The 17,436-nt window shown below is 70.3% G+C and carries 15 protein-coding genes; 11 read left to right on the forward strand and 4 right to left on the reverse strand.

What is annotated here, in order from left to right; translation table 11 throughout:
• The first annotated feature begins 134 nt into the window (after nt 1–134).
• Nucleotides 135–1,928, forward strand: coding sequence for an ABC transporter ATP-binding protein (locus tag OG607_RS04135; RefSeq protein WP_405718869.1), 1,794 nt, complete (start codon nt 135–137; stop codon nt 1,926–1,928).
• Nucleotides 1,925–3,706 (forward strand): ABC transporter ATP-binding protein, encoded by a 1,782-nt coding sequence (locus tag OG607_RS04140; RefSeq protein WP_405718871.1) that lies wholly within the window; start codon nt 1,925–1,927, stop codon nt 3,704–3,706. The genes OG607_RS04135 and OG607_RS04140 overlap by 4 nt, the downstream gene beginning before the upstream one ends.
• A gap of 52 nt (nt 3,707–3,758) precedes the next feature.
• On the opposite strand, the gene OG607_RS04145 is transcribed toward OG607_RS04140, so the two are convergent.
• On the reverse strand, nt 3,759–4,553 hold the full coding sequence (locus tag OG607_RS04145) for a metal-dependent hydrolase (protein WP_405718873.1): 795 nt from the start codon (nt 4,551–4,553) through the stop codon (nt 3,759–3,761).
• A gap of 133 nt (nt 4,554–4,686) precedes the next feature.
• On the opposite strand from OG607_RS04145, the gene OG607_RS04150 reads away from it, so the two are divergent.
• Both OG607_RS04150 and tesB read left to right on the forward strand, forming a co-directional pair.
• Nucleotides 4,687–7,209: a DEAD/DEAH box helicase gene (locus tag OG607_RS04150; RefSeq protein WP_405718875.1), complete on the forward strand. Its 2,523-nt coding sequence runs from the start codon at nt 4,687–4,689 to the stop codon at nt 7,207–7,209.
• Between the two features lie 58 nt (nt 7,210–7,267).
• Nucleotides 7,268–8,131 (forward strand): acyl-CoA thioesterase II, encoded by an 864-nt coding sequence (gene tesB / locus OG607_RS04155; protein WP_405718879.1) that lies wholly within the window; start codon nt 7,268–7,270, stop codon nt 8,129–8,131.
• A gap of 99 nt (nt 8,132–8,230) precedes the next feature.
• On the opposite strand, the gene OG607_RS04160 is transcribed toward tesB, so the two are convergent.
• Nucleotides 8,231–9,148: a flavin reductase gene (locus tag OG607_RS04160; protein ID WP_405718882.1), complete on the reverse strand. Its 918-nt coding sequence runs from the start codon at nt 9,146–9,148 to the stop codon at nt 8,231–8,233.
• Between the two features lie 220 nt (nt 9,149–9,368).
• On the opposite strand from OG607_RS04160, the gene OG607_RS04165 reads away from it, so the two are divergent.
• The 6 genes from OG607_RS04165 to OG607_RS04190 all read left to right on the forward strand — a co-directional run bounded on the left by OG607_RS04165 (nt 9,369) and on the right by OG607_RS04190 (nt 14,764).
• Nucleotides 9,369–10,493 (forward strand): LLM class flavin-dependent oxidoreductase, encoded by a 1,125-nt coding sequence (locus OG607_RS04165; RefSeq protein WP_405718885.1) that lies wholly within the window; start codon nt 9,369–9,371, stop codon nt 10,491–10,493.
• Complete coding sequence (locus OG607_RS04170) at nt 10,490–11,092, forward strand: amino acid synthesis family protein (RefSeq protein ID WP_405718888.1); 603 nt, start codon at nt 10,490–10,492, stop codon at nt 11,090–11,092. Before OG607_RS04165 ends, OG607_RS04170 begins: the two co-directional genes overlap by 4 nt.
• On the forward strand, nt 11,089–11,640 hold the full coding sequence (locus OG607_RS04175) for an amino acid synthesis family protein (RefSeq protein ID WP_405718891.1): 552 nt from the start codon (nt 11,089–11,091) through the stop codon (nt 11,638–11,640). Before OG607_RS04170 ends, OG607_RS04175 begins: the two co-directional genes overlap by 4 nt.
• A gap of 32 nt (nt 11,641–11,672) precedes the next feature.
• Nucleotides 11,673–12,485 (forward strand): alpha/beta fold hydrolase, encoded by an 813-nt coding sequence (locus OG607_RS04180; protein WP_405718893.1) that lies wholly within the window; start codon nt 11,673–11,675, stop codon nt 12,483–12,485.
• Entirely contained in the window at nt 12,482–13,960 is a 1,479-nt protein-coding gene (locus tag OG607_RS04185) for an aldehyde dehydrogenase (protein WP_405718896.1), read from the forward strand. Before OG607_RS04180 ends, OG607_RS04185 begins: the two co-directional genes overlap by 4 nt.
• Before the next feature lie 105 nt (nt 13,961–14,065).
• On the forward strand, nt 14,066–14,764 hold the full coding sequence (locus tag OG607_RS04190; RefSeq protein ID WP_405718899.1) for a GntR family transcriptional regulator: 699 nt from the start codon (nt 14,066–14,068) through the stop codon (nt 14,762–14,764).
• A gap of 34 nt (nt 14,765–14,798) precedes the next feature.
• On the opposite strand, the gene OG607_RS04195 is transcribed toward OG607_RS04190, so the two are convergent.
• Both OG607_RS04195 and OG607_RS04200 read right to left on the reverse strand, forming a co-directional pair.
• Nucleotides 14,799–15,665: an urea carboxylase-associated family protein gene (locus OG607_RS04195; protein ID WP_405718901.1), complete on the reverse strand. Its 867-nt coding sequence runs from the start codon at nt 15,663–15,665 to the stop codon at nt 14,799–14,801.
• Entirely contained in the window at nt 15,662–16,339 is a 678-nt protein-coding gene (locus OG607_RS04200) for a GntR family transcriptional regulator (RefSeq protein WP_405718903.1), read from the reverse strand. The genes OG607_RS04195 and OG607_RS04200 overlap by 4 nt, the downstream gene beginning before the upstream one ends.
• Before the next feature lie 137 nt (nt 16,340–16,476).
• Here OG607_RS04200 and speB point away from each other — a divergent pair, with 137 nt between their 5' ends.
• A complete protein-coding gene (gene speB, locus OG607_RS04205) occupies nt 16,477–17,430 on the forward strand; it encodes an agmatinase (protein WP_405718906.1) in 954 nt (317 codons plus the stop codon).
• Nucleotides 17,431–17,436: the final 6 nt, after the last annotated feature.

Genomic DNA, 17,436 nt, shown 5'->3' on the forward strand with positions numbered 1-17,436 from the left:
ATCGCGGCCCATTGTCGCATCCGGACTCATGGCCGAGAAAAACCGGTTGAAATTGGGCCCCCGGCGACGGGAGGCTTGCACGTCTCCTCTTCCCCCCACCTCTCCGTCTCCCTCATCGCTCACGTCGGGACGTCATGTCGCTACGCGCCCTTCCTCATGCCGATCCGGGTGTCCCCGACACCCGCTCCGGCTTCCGTTTCCTGCTCTGGCTGGAGAAACGCCAGATCCGCAGCCAGATCGCGACCGCCTTGTGGGGAACGCTCCACATGGCGGCCGTGGGTTCGTTCCCTGCCGTGGTCGGCTTCGCGGTCCAGGCCGTGATCGACCATTCGGGGCGGCGGCTCGCGACGGCCGGAGGGCTGATGCTCGCTCTCGGCGTGCTCACCGCTCTGGGCGACACCATGCTGCACCGCACGGCCGTCACCAACTGGATCACGGCGGCCGCGCGGGTGCAGCTGCTGCTGGCCCGCAAGACCGTCGAGCTGGGCTCCGTCCTGACCCGGCGGGTCGCGGCCGGTGAGGTGATGGCCGTGAGCACCGGCGACGTGGAGAAGATCGGCTGGTTCGTGGAGGCCCTCGCCCGCTTCACCTCCGCGCTCGTCGCGACCATCGGTATCGCCGTCGCCCTGGTCGTCTACCAGCCCGCGCTCGGGGGTCTGGTGGCGGCCTGCATCCCGGTCCTGGCGTTCGCCGTGCTGCCGCTGCTGCCCCGGGCCACCCGGCGCGCGGACGAGCAGCGGGAGAAGGCCGGCAAGGCCACCGCTCTGGCCTCGGACACGGTGGCGGGACTGCGCGTGCTGCGCGGCATCGGCGGCGAGGAGCTGTTCCTCGCCCGCTACCGGCACGCCTCGCAGGAGGTCCGGACAGCGGCGGTGCGCAGCGCGCGCATGTGGGCGCTGATCAGCACGGTGCAGGTCGTGCTGCCGGGTCTGCTGCTCGTCGGCGTCGCCTGGTACGGAGCCCGGCTGGCCCTGGACGGGCGGATCTCGGTGGGTGAGCTGGTCACGGTCTACGGCACCGTGGGCTTCCTGATGTTCCCGCTGCGCGGCTTCGAGGAGATCGCCATGGCGTACTCCTTCTCCCGGCCCTCGGCGAAGCGGGCGGCCCGGGTGCTCTCCCTGGAACGCGGGGCCCCCTCCGCGGCGTCCACCGTGGCCCCCTCCGGCGAGGACACGGCGCCGGCCGGCGATCTCTACGACCCGGCGACCGGACTGCTGGCGCCGGCCGGTCTGCTGACCGCCGTGGTGTGCGGCGACCCGGACGCGGCCGGACGGCTGGCCGACCGGCTCGGCGGGCACAGTCCGGAGCGCAAGGACGACGACCCGTCGGTGCTTCTGGGCGGCACCGCGCTGGACACGCTGCCGCTGGCTCTGGCCCGGACCGCCGTGCTGGTCCAGGACAAGGACCCGGTGCTGCTCTCCGGGACCCTGCGGGAACTGCTGGACATCCCCTCGTCCGGAACGGTGGATCCCTCGGCGGCGCTGGCCGCCGCGCAGTGCGGCGATGTCCTGGACGCCCTGGCCCAGGCCTCGGTGGACCATTCAGGAGACCCGATGCGGACCCGGATCACCGAGCGCGGACGCTCTCTGTCCGGCGGACAGCGACAGCGCCTCGCGCTGGCGCGCTCGCTGGTCACGGACCCGGAGGTGCTGGTTCTCGACGAGCCGACCAGCGCCGTCGACTCACACACCGAGGCCCGGATCGCCGAGGGCCTCAGGGAGCTCCGGGAGGGGCGCACCACGGTCGTGTTCGCCTCCAGCCCGCTGCTGCTCGACCGCGCCGACCGGGTGGTGTTCATCGCCGACGGATCCGTACAGGCGGTCGGAACCCATCATGAGCTGCTCCACGGCGACCTGGGCTACCGCGCCGTCGTCACCCGCGAGACCGAACTCGAGCTTGAGCTCGAGAAAGCAGAGGAATCAGCATGATCGGCGTCAAGCCGCCGGAGTACGATCCGGCCGCGCCGCAGCAGAGCACGACCCTGCCGGTCGGCTCGCCCGCCACCGTGCGCGCGTATGTGGGCGAGCTGGCCCGGCGGCACCGTGGCGATTTCGTGCTGCTCATCGCCGTCAACTCGGTCGCGGTCATCGCCTCGATGGCCGGTCCGTACCTCCTCGGCCGGCTGGTGCAGGACCTGTCGACCGGCGTCCGGGATCTTCATCTGGAGCGCACCGTCGCCCTGTTCACGGTGGCGCTGGCCGTACAGGCGGCGTTCGTACGGCTGGTGAGGCTGCGGGGCGCGATGCTCGGCGAGCGGATGCTGGCCGATCTGCGCGAGGACTTCCTCGTACGGTCGGTGGGGCTGCCACCCGGTGTGCTGGAGCGGGCGGGCACCGGGGATCTGCTGTCGCGGATCACCACGGACATCGACCGGCTGTCCAACGCGATGCGCGAGGCGGTTCCGCAGCTGGCCATCGCCGTGGTGTGGGCGGGTCTGCTGCTGGGGGCGCTGGCCGTCACCTCGCCGCCGCTGGCGCTTTCGGTGCTGGTCGCGGTGCCGCTGCTGGTCGTCGGCTGCCGCTGGTACTTCCGGCGTGCCCCTTCGGCGTACCGTTCGGAGGCGGCGGGCTTCGCAGCGGTGTCGGCGGCGCTGACCGAGTCGGTCGACGCCGGACGGACCATCGAGGCGCACCGGCTCGGCGCGCGCCGCGAGGAGATGTCCCGGCTGCGGATCAGGCAGTGGGTGGCCTGGGAGCGTTACACGCTGTGGCTGCGCAGCGTGCTCTTCCCGGTGATCAACTTCACGCACATCCTGATCCTGAGCTCCGTGCTGATGATCGGCGGGACCTTCGCCCTGCGCGGCTGGATGTCGGTGGGCGATCTGACCACCGGTGCGCTCTACGCGCAGATGCTGGTGGACCCCGTCAATCTGATCCTGCGGTGGTACGACGAGCTCCAGGTGGCCCAGGTGTCGCTGGGCCGGCTGGTGGGGGTGCGTGAGATCGAGCCGGACGGCGCGGACGAGCGGCTCTCGCCCGACGGCCGGGATGTGCGCGCCAACGAGGTGCGCTTCGGCTACCGCGCGGGCAGCGACGTGCTGCACGGAGTCAGCCTGCGGGTGCGGCCCGGCACCCGGCTGGCGCTGGTCGGCCCGTCCGGCGCCGGCAAGTCCACCCTCGGCCGGCTGCTGGCGGGCATCTACGCCCCGCGGACGGGCGAGGTGACGCTGGGCGGGGCCGAGCTGGCGCGGATGCCGGCCGAGCGGGTGCGGGCGCATGTGGCGCTGGTCAACCAGGAGCACCATGTGTTCGTCGGCACGCTTCGCGACAACCTGCGGCTCGCCCGGGCCGGGGCGGACGACCCGGAGCTGTGGGAGGCCCTGGAAGCGGTGGACGCCGACGACTGGGCCCGCGGCCTCGACGACGGTCTGGACACCGAGGTCGGATCCGGTGGCGCCGCGCTGACCCCGGCCCAGGCCCAGCAGGTCGCGCTGGCCCGGCTGGTCCTCGCCGACCCGCACACACTGGTGCTCGACGAGGCCACCTCGCTGCTCGACCCGCGCGCCGCCCGGCACCTGGAGCGGTCCCTCGCCCGGGTGCTGGACGGACGCACGGTGGTTGCCATCGCCCACCGGCTGCACACCGCTCATGACGCGGATGTGATCGCGGTGGTCGAGGACGGCCGGATCAGCGAATTCGGCAGCCACCACCAGCTCGTCGAGGCGGACGGGGCGTACGCGGCCCTGTGGCGCTCCTGGCACGGCTGATGAGGTGACCGCGAGGGGCGCCGGCGCTGCGGGGTCCAGGCCCTGTCCGGGCCTAGCCGAGCACGTTGAGCGCCCCCACGGCGCCTGCGACGCCGAGGAGGAAGAAGACGGGGGTCAGCACCTTGATCTCGACCCAGCTGCCGGCCCGGAACCGCATGAACTTCGGCGGTCCCAGTGGGTACCAGCGCTTGCGCCCTATCGGTATGGGCCAAAGGATGGGGCAGCCGGAGACGGTCAGGGCGTCGCCGATGCAGTGCACCAGGGCGCCCAGCACGATGGGCAGGCCGATCCAGAGGTAGTGCTGGCTGGGGTCGGTGAAGAGCCAGCCCTTGCCGTTCTCCGTGCTGTCCAGCACATCGGCGAGCATCCAGGCACTGGTGGCGCCGAGCAGCCAGACCAGGATGTCGCTGGAGGCCCGGGCCTGCTTCCACAGCAGGCCCTCCAGGGCGAGCACCATGTGGACGAAGAGGATCGCCAGCACCGCCCAGCGGCCGCCCCACCAGGCCGCCGCCGAACAGCCGCCGCCGAGCAGGGCGGCCCAGACCCAGGTGTGGGTGAGCGTGCGGTGGCCGCCGGAGCGGCGGGGGTCGGCGGTCGACCGGGTCGCCTTGTAGGTCGCGTAGGAGATCTTGTCGATGATCTCGCACAGCGCGCGGGAGACCGGGCCGAAGGCCCGCGATATGGTCGCGGCCTTGTGGTCGAGGTCGGGGGCGAGGGCCGCGCCCGCGCAGATCAGGGCACCGACCACGAGCGTCGGCCAGGGCATGGGGTGGTCCAGCGCCGCGGCCGCCGCGCCCACCCCCAGCCATGCTGCCGCTCCGGACAGTGAGTGCGCCGGTCCCATCATGTTCTGGCCCCGCCCCTTTCGGCCCGCCTGCAGGCGGAGTTGACGCGTAATCGACGGCACACCATACCGCCGGTTGATCTTCCGCTGTGCCGCCGGTTCCCTCCCTGGTCCCTGAGGCAGGCAAGATGGTGGGGTGACCCTTATCGATCAGCTGCCTTCCGAGGCCGACCCCGATGCCCTGTTCGAATCGTTCTCGACATGGGCGGAGAGTCAAGGCATCGCGCTCTACCCCGCTCAGGAGGAGGCGCTGATCGAGGTTGTCTCGGGGGCGAACGTGATCCTGTCGACCCCGACCGGCTCCGGAAAGAGCCTGGTCGCGGCAGGTGCGCACTTCGCCGCTCTGGCCCGGGACGAGGTCACCTTCTACACCGCGCCCATCAAGGCGCTGGTCTCCGAGAAGTTCTTCGACCTGTGCAAGCTCTTCGGCACCGAGAACGTCGGCATGCTGACCGGTGACGCCTCCGTGAACCCGGACGCCCCGGTGATCTGCTGCACCGCCGAGGTGCTCGCGTCCATAGCGCTCCGGGACGGCAGGAACGCCGACGTCGGCCAGGTCGTCATGGACGAGTTCCACTTCTACGCCGAGGCCGACCGCGGCTGGGCCTGGCAGATCCCGATCCTGGAACTGCCCCAGGCTCAGTTCCTGCTGATGTCGGCCACACTCGGCGATGTCTCCCGCTTCGAGAAGGACCTCACCCGCCGCACCGGACGGCCGACCGCGGTCGTCCGCTCCGCGAACCGCCCCGTGCCGCTGTCGTACGAGTACGTGACCACCCCGCTCACCGAGACACTGACCGAGCTGCTGGAGACCCGTCAGTCGCCGGTCTACATCGTGCACTTCACCCAGGCCGCCGCCGTGGAACGGGCGCAGGCGCTGATGAGCATCAACATGTGCACCCGGGCGGAGAAGGACGCGATCGCCGACCTCATCGGCAACTTCCGCTTCACCACCAAGTTCGGCCAGAACCTGTCCCGCTACGTCCGGCACGGCATCGGCGTGCACCACGCCGGGATGCTGCCCAAGTACCGCCGCCTGGTGGAGAAGCTGGCTCAGGCCGGGCTGCTGAAGGTTATCTGCGGCACCGACACCCTCGGCGTCGGCGTCAACGTGCCCATCCGCACGGTGCTGTTCACCGCCCTCACCAAGTACGACGGCAACCGGGTGCGCACCCTGCGGTCGCGGGAATTCCACCAGATCGCCGGGCGCGCGGGGCGGGCCGGCTTCGACACCTCCGGGTTCGTGGTGGCGCAGGCGCCTGAGCACGTCATCGAGAACGAGAAGGCGCTGGCGAAGGCCGGGGACGACCCGAAGAAGCGCCGCAAGGTGGTCCGCAAGAAGGCGCCGGAAGGGTTCGTCGGCTGGACGGACAGCACCTTCGAGCGGCTCATCGCCTCCGATCCGGAGCCGCTCACCTCCCGCTTCCGCGTCACGCACGCGATGCTGCTGTCGGTGATCGCCCGCCCCGGCAACGCCTTCGACGCCATGCGCCATCTCCTGGAGGACAACCACGAGGACCGCCGGTCCCAGCTGCGGCACATCAGGCGGGCCATCGCGATCTACCGCTCGCTGGTCGCGGGCGGGGTCGTGGAGCGGCTCGAGAAGCCGGATGCCGAGGGCCGCATCGTGCGGCTCACCGTGGACCTGCAGCAGGACTTCGCGCTCAACCAGCCGCTGTCCACCTTCGCCCTGGCCTCCTTCGAGCTGCTGGAGCCGGAGTCGCCGTCGTACGCCCTCGACATGCTCTCGGTCGTGGAGTCCATCCTCGACGACCCCCGGCAGATCCTGGCCGCGCAGCAGAACAAGGCCCGTGGCGAGGCCGTCGCGGCCATGAAGGCCGACGGGATCGAGTACGAGGAGCGGATGGAGCGCCTGCAGGACGTCTCCTACGTCAAGCCGCTGGAGGAGCTGCTCTTCCACGCGTACGGCGTCTACCGCAAGAGCCACCCTTGGGTCGGCGACCACACGCTGTCCCCCAAGTCGGTCGTGCGCGACATGTACGAGCGGGCCATGACCTTCTCCGAGTTCGTGTCGTACTACGAGCTGGCCCGCACCGAGGGCATCGTGCTGCGCTACCTCGCGGGCGCGTACAAGGCTCTGGAGCACACCGTCCCGGACGACCTGAAGTCCGAGGACCTGCAGGACCTGATCGCCTGGCTCGGCGAGCTGGTGCGGCAGGTCGACTCCAGCCTGCTCGACGAGTGGGAGCAGCTCGCCAACCCCGAGGTGATGACGGCCGAGGAGGCACAGGAGCGCGCCGACCAGGTCAAACCGGTCACCTCCAACGCGCGGGCCTTCCGGGTCCTGGTGCGCAACGCGATGTTCCGCCGCGTGGAGCTCGCCGCCCTGGACCGGTTCCAGGAGCTGGCCGAGATGGAGGAGAGCGGATCGGGCTCCCGCTGGGACGCCGACGCGTGGGCCGAGGCGATGGACGCCTACTGGGACGAGTACGACGATCTCGGCACCGGCCCCGACGCGCGCGGCCCGAAGCTGCTCCAGATCGAGGAGCAGCCGGCGAACCGCCTCTGGCGGGTCCGCCAGGTCTTCGCCGACCCCAACGACGACCACGGCTGGGGGATCTCCGCCGAGGTCGACCTCGACGCCTCCGACGAGGAGGGCCGCGCCGTGGTCCGGGTGACGGACGTGGGCGAGCTGTGACGGCGCGTACGAAGCGGACGAAGACGGTGCAGTCGGTACGGATGAAGGAGCACAACCGATGACCAACCCCGCCGAGCGGCTGGTTGATCTGCTTGACCTCGAGAGGATCGAGGAGAACATCTTCCGCGGCCAGAGCCCTGACGAGAGCATCCAGCGCGTCTTCGGCGGCCAGGTCGCCGGGCAGGCGCTGGTGGCGGCCGGCCGGACCACGGACGGCCAGCGGCCGGTGCACTCGCTGCACGCGTACTTCCTGCGGCCCGGCCGCCCGGGCGTGCCGATCGTGTACCAGGTCGAGCGGGTGCGGGACGGCCGGTCGTTCACCACGCGGCGGGTGGTGGCCGTGCAGCAGGGCCGGACGATTTTCAATCTGACCGCTTCGTTTCATCTGGCGGAGCCGGGGTTCGAGCACCAGCTGCCGATGCCCGAGGTGCCGGACCCGGAGAGCCTGCCGAATCTGACGGATGAGCTCCGGGAGCATCTGGGCACGCTTCCCGAGCAGTTGGCGCGGATGGCCCGGCGCCAGCCGTTCGACATCCGCTATGTGGAGCGGCTGCGCTGGACCCCCGAGGAGGTCAAGGACGCCGACCCGCGCAGCGCGGTGTGGATGCGGGCGCTCGGGCCGCTGGGCGACGACCCGCTGGTGCACACCTGCGCGCTCGCCTACGCCAGCGACATGTTCCTGCTGGACGCGGTACGGGTGCCGGTCGAGCCGCTGTGGGGACCGCGCGGCTTCGACATGGCGTCCCTGGACCACGCGATGTGGTTCCACCGGCCCTTCCGGACCGACGAGTGGTTCCTGTACGACCAGGAGTCGCCGATCGCGACCGGTGGCCGCGGGCTGGCCCGCGGCCGTATCTACGACCGCGAGGGCAGGCTCCTGGTTTCCGTGGTGCAGGAGGGTCTGTTCCGGAAGATCGACTGACCTGGTCTTTCACTTGAATTGTTATCAATTGCCGTTGCGCAGCAGAAAGCACGCCGAGATGGTGCCGCTCGGAGGGCGGCACTGGTCGGCCGGCTGACCTCACCACGGCAGGGGGGCCGTGTGCGAGATGTCGAAGAAGCCGCCGCCGCTGTAGACCAGCGGTGCGAGGTCGTCATGGCGGGCGGAGACCACCCGGCCGGTGAAGACGGTGTGGCTGCCGGCCTGCAACCGCTCGCCGATCTCCACCTCCAGCTGGGCGCACGACCCGTCGATCAGCGGCGCGCCGAAGTCGCCCGGGGACCAGGCCAGCCCGGCGAACTTGTCATCCGCCTTGGAGGCGAAGACCTTCGCCACGTCCAGCTGGCCGGCGGCGAGGATGTTGATGCCCAGATGGCTCGCCCGGTGCAGCGCCGGATGGGTGGCCGAGCCACGCTGGACGCAGACCAGCACCATCGGCGGGTCCAGCGAGATGCTGGAGAAGGCGTTGACGGCCAGGCCCTTGGGCGTGCCGTCGTCATCGGTGGTCACCACCGTCACCCCGGTGATGAACTTGCGGTGCACGCCGCGTACGAGCTCGGGGTCCACGGCGGCCTGCTTGGCGGTCGTGATGACCCCGAGCGCCTCCAGCAGTTGGCGCGAGTCGAAGGTCACCCACTCCTCGGCCACCGCAGGCCCGTCGAAGCGGGCGAAGGTGGCACCGGACACCTCCACTGCTTTCCCGGTGGCCGGTACACCGAGGAACGTGCCGGTGTGCCGGCCGGTGCTGCGCCAGCGGATGGCCAGCCGGTCGCCGTCCTCGACGATCTCCTCGATCTCGGTCCGCAGATCGGGGAAGGCCAGGCGGACGGCGCGCACGGAGTCCTTGAACTGCTCGCGGTCCTGGGGCGCGGAGGCGGGCCCGCGGCGCCTTACGTAGGAGGGGCTGAGCAGTTCGTCGAGCGCCTCGACCCGCCCGTGGTCCCAGGCGGCCCGCCAGGCGGAGCGGATGTGCGTCGTGCGGTCAAGGGTTTCCGTCATCGACTGTTCCCTCACTCACCTCTTGTATGGCAGAGGACGGTAGGGAGAGTGGCGGTCGGTGTCAATCCCTCACGCCGGGATGCCTGATCAGGGCCGTCGTGTCATCAAATGCACAGGTCAGCTATGTTTCACCGAAGTTAACACTTGACGCCCCAAGGTAAGGCTCCTAGCCTCAACTGCCATGGCACAGCCTGAGCGGAGAGTGCGGAAAGGACGCGGTATGCGATTCTCGATATTCCACAACCTCGGAGCGCCCGGACGGCTCGGCGAGTACGCCCGACTCATGGACGAGGCCCGGGAGTTCGCAATCGCCGCAGAACGCGCGGGCTTCTGGTCCACCTGGTACACCGAGCACCACTTCGGGCACGAGGCGATCGAGATCACCCCGAACCCGGTGCTGATGGGCGCCGACATCGCCGCCCGCACGGAGCGCATCCGCATCGGCCAGGCCGCGAGCATCGCCACCTTCTGGCATCCGCTGCGGCTCGCCGAGGACATCGCCATGCTCGACCAGCTCTCCGGCGGCCGCGTCGAGGTCGGTCTCGGCCGCGGGCTGTACGGACGGGAGGCGCGCAACCTCAACGCCCTCGCCGACCCGCGCGACCAGGAGCAAAACCGCGCACTGTACGACGAGACGGTCCAGATCCTGCGCAAGGCCTGGAGCGGCGAGTTCTTCTCGCACAAGGGCCCGTTCTACGAGTTCCCCGCCCCCGGCGTGAAGTGGAGCCACCCGCTGTCGCCCGCCACCCCCGACTACACCGAGGCCGGCGTCATCACGAAGATGCAGGTCACGCCCACCCCCTTGCAGCGCCCGCACCCGCCGCTCTGGCAGGTCATCGACAGCCCCACGTCGATCCGCTCGGCAGCCGCGGACGGTGTCCAGGGCATGTTCTGGCTGCCCCCGGTCTCCGCGCTCAAGGACCGTTTCGAGCTGTACCGGAGTACGGCGAGCGAGGCCTCGGGGCGCCCGTACGCGCTCGGCGAGGGCATCGGCCTCGTCCGCGACGTCTACGTCGCCGACACAATGGAGCAGGCGCGGGCCGACTTCGAGGAAGCGCTGATGACCACCTACCGGTGGATCATGCACTGGCGCGGGCTCGGCAACCTGATGGAGGCGGGTGAGCAGCTGACCGGCGCGCACGAGCTGTCCTTCGACTTCCTGCATTCGCGCAATCTGCTGGTCGGCACGCCGGAGTACGTCACCGAGAAGGTCGCCGAGCTGCGCGACGAGGTCGGCCTCGAGCATCTGCTGCTGTGGACCACCCACCCAGGGCTCGCGCACCGAAAGGCGATGCGCAGCCTGGAGCTGTTCGCCGAGAAGGTCATGCCGGAGTTCGCCACATGACGGGTGTGGCCGGGCTGCGCAAGGTGGTCACCGTCGTCGACGAGGTACTCCTGGAGCTCGGCCGTCCGGTCGCGGTGCCGGTGCGGCGGGTCGCCGCGGCGGCGGTGATCCGTAACCCGTGGGCAAGGCGCGGTTTCGTGGCCGACCTCCAGCCCGAGGTCGAGGCGATAGCCCCGGGGCTGGCCAGGCTGCTCACCGGCCGGGTGACCGAGGCGCTGGGCGGGGTGGACCGCCTGGAGTCCTTCGGCAAGGCCGCGATCGTCGGGCTGGACGGGGAGATCGAGCATGGCGGCGCCCTCATCCACACACCGTACTTCGGCAACGTCTTCCGCGAGCTGGTCCACGGCACCTCGATCATCGTCTTCAGTGACGACCGGCTCCCGGCCGGCGAGGCACTGACCGTGCCGCTGTGGCACAAGACGGCAGCCGCCACCCGCTCCCACTACCAGACCATGCACATCCGCGTCCCCGACGCACCCCGCCCGGACGAGATCGTCGTGATCGCGGCCGGCGCGTCCGGCCCCCGCCCCAACGCGCGGATCGGGGACCGCGCCACCGACCCCGCCGTCCGCCTCGCCGATCTGGAGACCGCGACATGAACATCCGGAAGATCATCACCTACACCGAGGACATCCACACCGAGGGCGGGCACCCGGTCGACCCACCGGCCCGTACCGCTGTCGTGCTCGCGGTGGTCGAGAACCCGTGGGCCGGGCAGGGCTTCGTCGTGGACCTGATGCCCGGCATCGACGAAGTCGCCCCGAAATTGGGCGAGTTGCTGGCCCCGAGGGTGGTTGCGGCGCTCGGCGCGCCCGTCGAGGCGTACGGGAAAGCCGCGATCGTCGGCCTGGACGGCGAGATCGAGCACGGCTCGGCGCTCATCCACACCCTCAAGTTCGGCGACTTCTTCCGCAAGGCGGCCCATGCCACCACCCTCCTCCCGGCGGTGGAGAAGCGGGCGGCGGCCGGAACGGTCTTCGACATCCCTCTCAAGCACATCACGGACGCGACGATCCGCTCGCACCACCAGAGCATCGAGGTCCGGGTGCCCGACGGGCCGCGTGCCGACGAGATTGTCATCGGCCTCGCCGCCGCCGCCCAGGGCCGCCCCCAGGCCCGGCTGGCCCCGCTGTCGAGCGAACGGTGAGCGCAGCCGCGTCCGCGGGAAGCGCGGGGCCGGTGGCAGCGCCCGGCGTGCGTGGCGCGAGCACCCAGGAGCCCAGCCCTCTGGCCCACGAGTCCCACGGCCCCGGCCACGGCTCCGATCTTGTGCTGCTGCACGGCGTCGGCCTCGACCGGAGCATGTGGCAGCGGTGCCTGCCCGCCCTGGCCACCCGGCACCGGGTGACGGTGGTCGATCTGCGGGGTCACGGGGCATCTCCGGCGGCGGCCGCGGGGGTCACCGTCGGCGATCTGGCCGGGGATGTGGCCGCATTGCTCGACGGCCCGACGCATCTCGTCGGGTTCTCGCTCGGCGCGCTGGTTGCCCAGCAACTCGCCGTGGCCCACCCGGAGTCGGTGGCCTCGCTCACCCTTGTCAGCTCCGTAGCCGACCGTTCCGCCCAGGAGCGGTCGGCGGTCGCCGGCCGCAGACGACTGGCCGCCGAGGACTTCGCAGTCTCGGCGCAGGCTGCCGTCGACCGGTGGATAGGGCCGGCTTGGCGGGCCAGGGAACCCGCGCTGACGGAGGCCGTGCTGGGCACGCTCCTGCGCACCGACCGCGCCTCGTACCTCGCCTGTTACGACGTCTTCGCGACGGCGGACGCGCAGCTTTGGCCGCAACTGCCCCGGATCACCGCCCCCACCCTCGCCGTCACCGGCTCCGAGGACCCGGGCTCGACCCCGGAGATGTCCCGGCGGCTCGCCGCACGGATCCCCGGCGCCCGGGCGACGGTCGTGCCCGGGGCACGGCATCTGCTGCCGCTGGAGCGGCCCGACGACCTCACCGCCACGATCCTCGCGCACACCGGACAGGGAGCGTCTCCACCATGAAGCGTCATCAGCACTACATCGCCGGTGAGTGGACCGCCCCCGCCGACGGCGAGTACTTCGAAAGCCTCAACCCGGCCACGGCCCGGCCCTGGTACGAGGCCCCCAGCGGCACGTCCGTCGACATCGACAAGGCGGTCACCGCCGCCCACAACGCCTTCGAGGACCCGCGCTGGCGTGACCTCAGCCAGACCCGGCGTGGCCGGCTCCTGCGCAACCTGGGCGACCTGATCGGCGAGCACGCCGAGGAGCTGGCCCGTACCGAGACGCTCGACAACGGCAAGCTGCTGCGTGAGATGCGCGCCCAGCTCGCCGGACTGCCCGAGTACTTCTACTACTACGCCGGCCTGGCCGACAAGATCCACGGCGAGGTGATCCCCGGTGCGAGCCGGGAACTGCTCAACTACACGCTGCGCGAGCCCGTCGGCGTCGTCGGGGCCATCACCCCCTGGAACTCCCCGCTCCTGCTCACCGCCACCAAGCTGGCCCCGGCACTCGCCGCCGGCAACACGGTCGTCGTCAAGCCCTCGGAACACACGTCGGCCTCGCTGCTGGCGCTCGCCCCACTCTTCGAACAGGCGGGTTTCCCGCCCGGCGTCGTCAACGTCGTCACCGGTTTCGGCGCCACAGCCGGCGCTCCGCTGGCCGAGCACCCCGGCGTGGCCAAGGTGACCTTCACCGGCTCCACCGAGACCGGCCGCCGGATCGCGCGCACCTGCGCCGACCGTCTCGTACGCTGCACCCTCGAACTCGGCGGCAAGTCACCGAACATCGTCTTCCCGGACGCCGACCTCGGCTCGGCTGCCATGGGCGTCATCGCCGGCATCTTCGCGGCAGCCGGCCAGACGTGTGTGGCCGGCAGCCGGGTCCTGGTCCACCGCGAGGTGTACGACGAGATCCTGGACCGGGTCACCGCCAGGGCGTCGACGATCCGGATCGGCGACCCGCTGGAGGACACCACCGAGCTGGGGCCGCTGGCCATCGCAGCGCAGCTGGAGAAGGTCGAGTCGTACGTGGAACTGGGGCTGGCCGAGGGCGGCAGGATCGCCTTCGGCGGCGCACGGCCGACGACGGATCTGGACGGGTACTTCTTCTCCCCGACCGTCTTCACCGGCACCGACAATTCCATGCGGATCTGCCAGGAGGAGATCTTCGGTCCGGTCGCCACCGTGATGCCGTTCGACTCCGAGGACGAGGCGGTCGCGCTCGCCAACGACACCACGTACGGCCTCGCGGCGGGCATCTGGACCCGGGACCTGAACCGGTGCCACCGGATGGCGTCCCGGCTGGAGGCGGGCACGGTGTGGGTGAACACCTACCGTTCGATGTCGCCGATGTCACCCCGGGCCGGGTTCAAGAACAGCGGGGTGGGCACCGAGCAAGGCACGGAGGTCATCCGGGAGTACACCCGCCTGAAGAGCGTGTGGATCAACACGAGCGAGGAGCCGGCCGGCGACCCGTTCATCCTGAAGTCCTGAAGTCCCGAGGTCCCGAGGTCCCGAAGCAGAGCTTGCATGGCAGTCATCGGTCAAAGACCTCCGGCGATTGACGAAGAAGCCGGGTCACATCTACTGTCTCGTACCATGCAAGAGCCCACCTCGAAGCGGCTGAACCAGACCAGCATGCAGGCCCGCGTTGCCGAAGAGCTCCGTCAGATGATCATCAGCGGCGAGCTGGCGCCCCGCTCCAGCCTCTCTGAGATGGCCCTTTCCGAGACCTTCGGGGTGAGCCGCACGCCCATCCGTGAGGCGCTCAAGCAGCTGCAGACCGAGGGCCTGGTGGAGGTCCGGCCGCGGGTGGGAACCTTCGTCGCCGTGCCCTCCCGCCGGGATCTGACCGAGCTGTTCCAGATGAAGGAGCTGCTGGAGGGCGCCGCCGCCCGGCTCCTGGCGTTCCGGGGCAACGTACCCGAACTGGAGCTGCTTCAGGCCAACATGCGCGCCGCCGACGAGGTCGTCAGGGCCGGCGACGCCGAGCGGTACGCGGAACTGGTCCACGAATTCCACGACCTGATCGTCGCCGGCGCCGACAACGGCAAGCTGGAGGCCCATTACCGCACTCTGATGAACCAGCTCGCCTTCACCCGTCTGGTACGCACCTCTCTCTCCCGCCCCGGCCGCCTCTCCGAGTCCGACAACGAGCACCACCGCGTGCTCAACCTCATCCTCGCCAAGGACGGCGACGGCGCCGAGCGGGTGATGCGCGAGCACGTACGCCTCAGCCACCAGGCACTGATGGCTGAGATCGACGAGCGGCAGGGCTACGGCACGAACGGCGTGTAGTTGCCGTGCGCGTAGAGGGCGTAGGTGCCGCTCTTCAGGCCGTCGACGGCCGCCCCTCGCCCCACTCCGGCCGCCGGATGCCGTGCAGATTGCGGTACGCGGCCCGGCTCGGCGGGGCCCAGCCGTCCAGCAGAGCGCTGTCCGGGCGGTGGACCTCGATGCCGAGGGGGCGGCAGACGTCCAAGGGGTCACGGGCGTCGGGGCCCCACAAGGGGACGGACAGGTCACCGCCGGGGCAAGTCGACAGGGCGCACAGAAGGTCGGTCTCGGCGAAGAACTCGAAGTAGTCGCCCCTGCGCGCCGGGCAGTCCTTCATGAAGTACTGGTCGGCGTCGTTCAGTCCAGTGCACTGGAAGACATTGAGGACGTCGTGCACGTCGAACTCGGTGAGGCCGTATGGCAGGACGGCCCGTACCAGGTTGGAGTGGCAGTGAAAATCGAAGTCCTCGCCGGTGAGCATCCGGTTGACGTACGGATCACAGCGGGTTCCCAGCAGGTCGTGCACGCGCCCGCCGTCGGCGTCGAGTCCGTAGTCGGCGAGGCTGTCGGCGGTGATGGTGAACAGCGGCCGCAGGAAGGGAAGATTGGACCAGACCCGGTCGTACGTGGAGATGTGCGCGCGCTGCAGTTGGCGGGTGCGGGCGGCCCACATGCGCTCGCGTGGGTCGTGGAGGTTCCACACGTTGAGGTCGCCGACCTGCGGGCCCTCGACCGTGACAATGCGGCACAGGTGACCCTGAGGCACCGTCCAGGCGCGGCCGGAGCGGATCGGTATCTCGAAGGAGTCCACCAACTCGTGCCGCACACCCGCGAAGCGGTCGTAGAAGGCACGGTCGACGTCGAGGGCGCCGCCCTCGGTAGCCCGGTAGGCGGCTGCGGTCTCGGAAGGCTGTGGGGTCATGGGGTCGTGCCTTTCGTCCGGGAGTCCGCGCGCACGGCGTCGAGCACCAGGCGTTCGGACTCGTCGAGGTAGAGCCGCAAGGCACCCTTGGCATCCGTGCGGCGACCACCGCGTACGAGATCGCAGATCTCGCGGTCGCGGGCCACCCAGGGCGCCTGGAACCCGGCCTCGTCCTCCATGACAGCGAAGGCCAGCCGGAGCTGGGCGACGATGACACGGAAGAACGCATCCACGCGGTGGCTGCCCATCAGCGCGACCAGCGCCTGGTGAAAGCGCAGGGAGGACGTGCCGACCTCGCTCCACGCCTCGGCGGCGACCGCGGCCTCGGCTGCGGCGACCCTCGTCTCCAGCGCGTCGACCAGCGGTTCGGCAGCGAACGGGCTCTCGTCGACAGCCGCGAGCTCGACGGCACGGCGGGCGATGAAGATGTCCCGCACGTCCGTCGCCGACAGCGTCGTCACCGCCGTGCCCTTGTGCAGCTGCTGCACCACCAGGCCCTCGTCGTGCAGAGTGCGCAGAGCTTCCCGCAGTGTGTTCCGGGAAACCCCGAACTCCGAGGCCAGCGCCACATCCCGCAGAGGGGTTCCGGGCGGCAGGTCCCCCTCGACGATCCGCTCCCGCAACGCATCGGCTACTCCTGCGAAGCGGCCGGCGCCTGTGATGGACTGCGTCATGCACGCAGGGTAGCGCAGAAATTGTTGAACAAAAACTGTAGCGTTACGCGTCCGAAATGGTTACAGATCACCATAGCTACCACGTACTTGTTGAACAATTCTGGGGCCGGCTGGCCAAGCTACGACAGGAGTGCCGCATGCCCGACCGTTCCTCCGGCCCGGTCCGCCCGGTGTCCGGCACCGAAGTACCGCGCTTCGCAGGATCCGGGTCGTTCGCCCGGGTGCCCGAGATCGACCGGGTCGGCGACTACGACGTCGCCGTGCTCGGCGTGCCCTTCGACGCCGGCACGTCCTACCGCCCCGGGGCCCGGTTCGGCCCCATGGCTGTTCGCCAGGCGTCCCGCCATCTGCGGCCCGGACACCACGTCGAACTGGATACCTCACCCTTCGACAAGATCCAGGTCGTCGACGCCGGCGACGTCCCGGTCTCCCCCTTCTCCATAGACGAGGCCCTCGGCCGGATCGAGGGTCACGCCCGGGATGTGGGGGCCGGCGGGCGCAGAGTGCTGGCGATCGGCGGGGACCACACCATCGCGCTGCCGATGCTCCGCGCGGTGGTGCGCGAGCACGGGCCGGTCGCCCTGGTCCACTTCGACGCACACCTGGACACCTGGAACACCTACTTCGACGCGCCGACGACGCACGGCACCGTCTTCCGTCGCGCCTTCGAGGAAGGCCTTCTCGTCGAGGACCACTCCATCCACGTCGGCATTCGCGGCCCGCTGTACGAGCGGGCGGACATGGACGAGGACAAACGGCTGGGCTTTCGCACCATCCGGGCGAGCGACCTCGACATACTCGGCACCTCCGGTGCGATCCAGGCCGTCACGGAGCGCGTCGAAAGCCTTCCGGTGTACCTGTCCGTCGACATCGACGTACTCGACCCGGCCTTCGCCCCGGGCACGGGCACCCCGGAGTCAGGAGGGCTGACCAGCCGCGAGCTGCTGCGCGTACTGCGCGGGCTGTCGGGCGTGCACCTCGTCGGCGGGGACGTGGTGGAGGTGGCCCCGGCCTACGACCATGCCGAGATCACGTCCATTGCCGCGGCAACCGTCCTGTTCGACCTCATGTGCCTTATGGCCCGCGCGTAGAGACGG

This window comes from Streptomyces sp. NBC_01537, from assembly GCF_045040445.1.
Classification (GTDB): Bacteria; Actinomycetota; Actinomycetes; order Streptomycetales; family Streptomycetaceae; genus Actinacidiphila.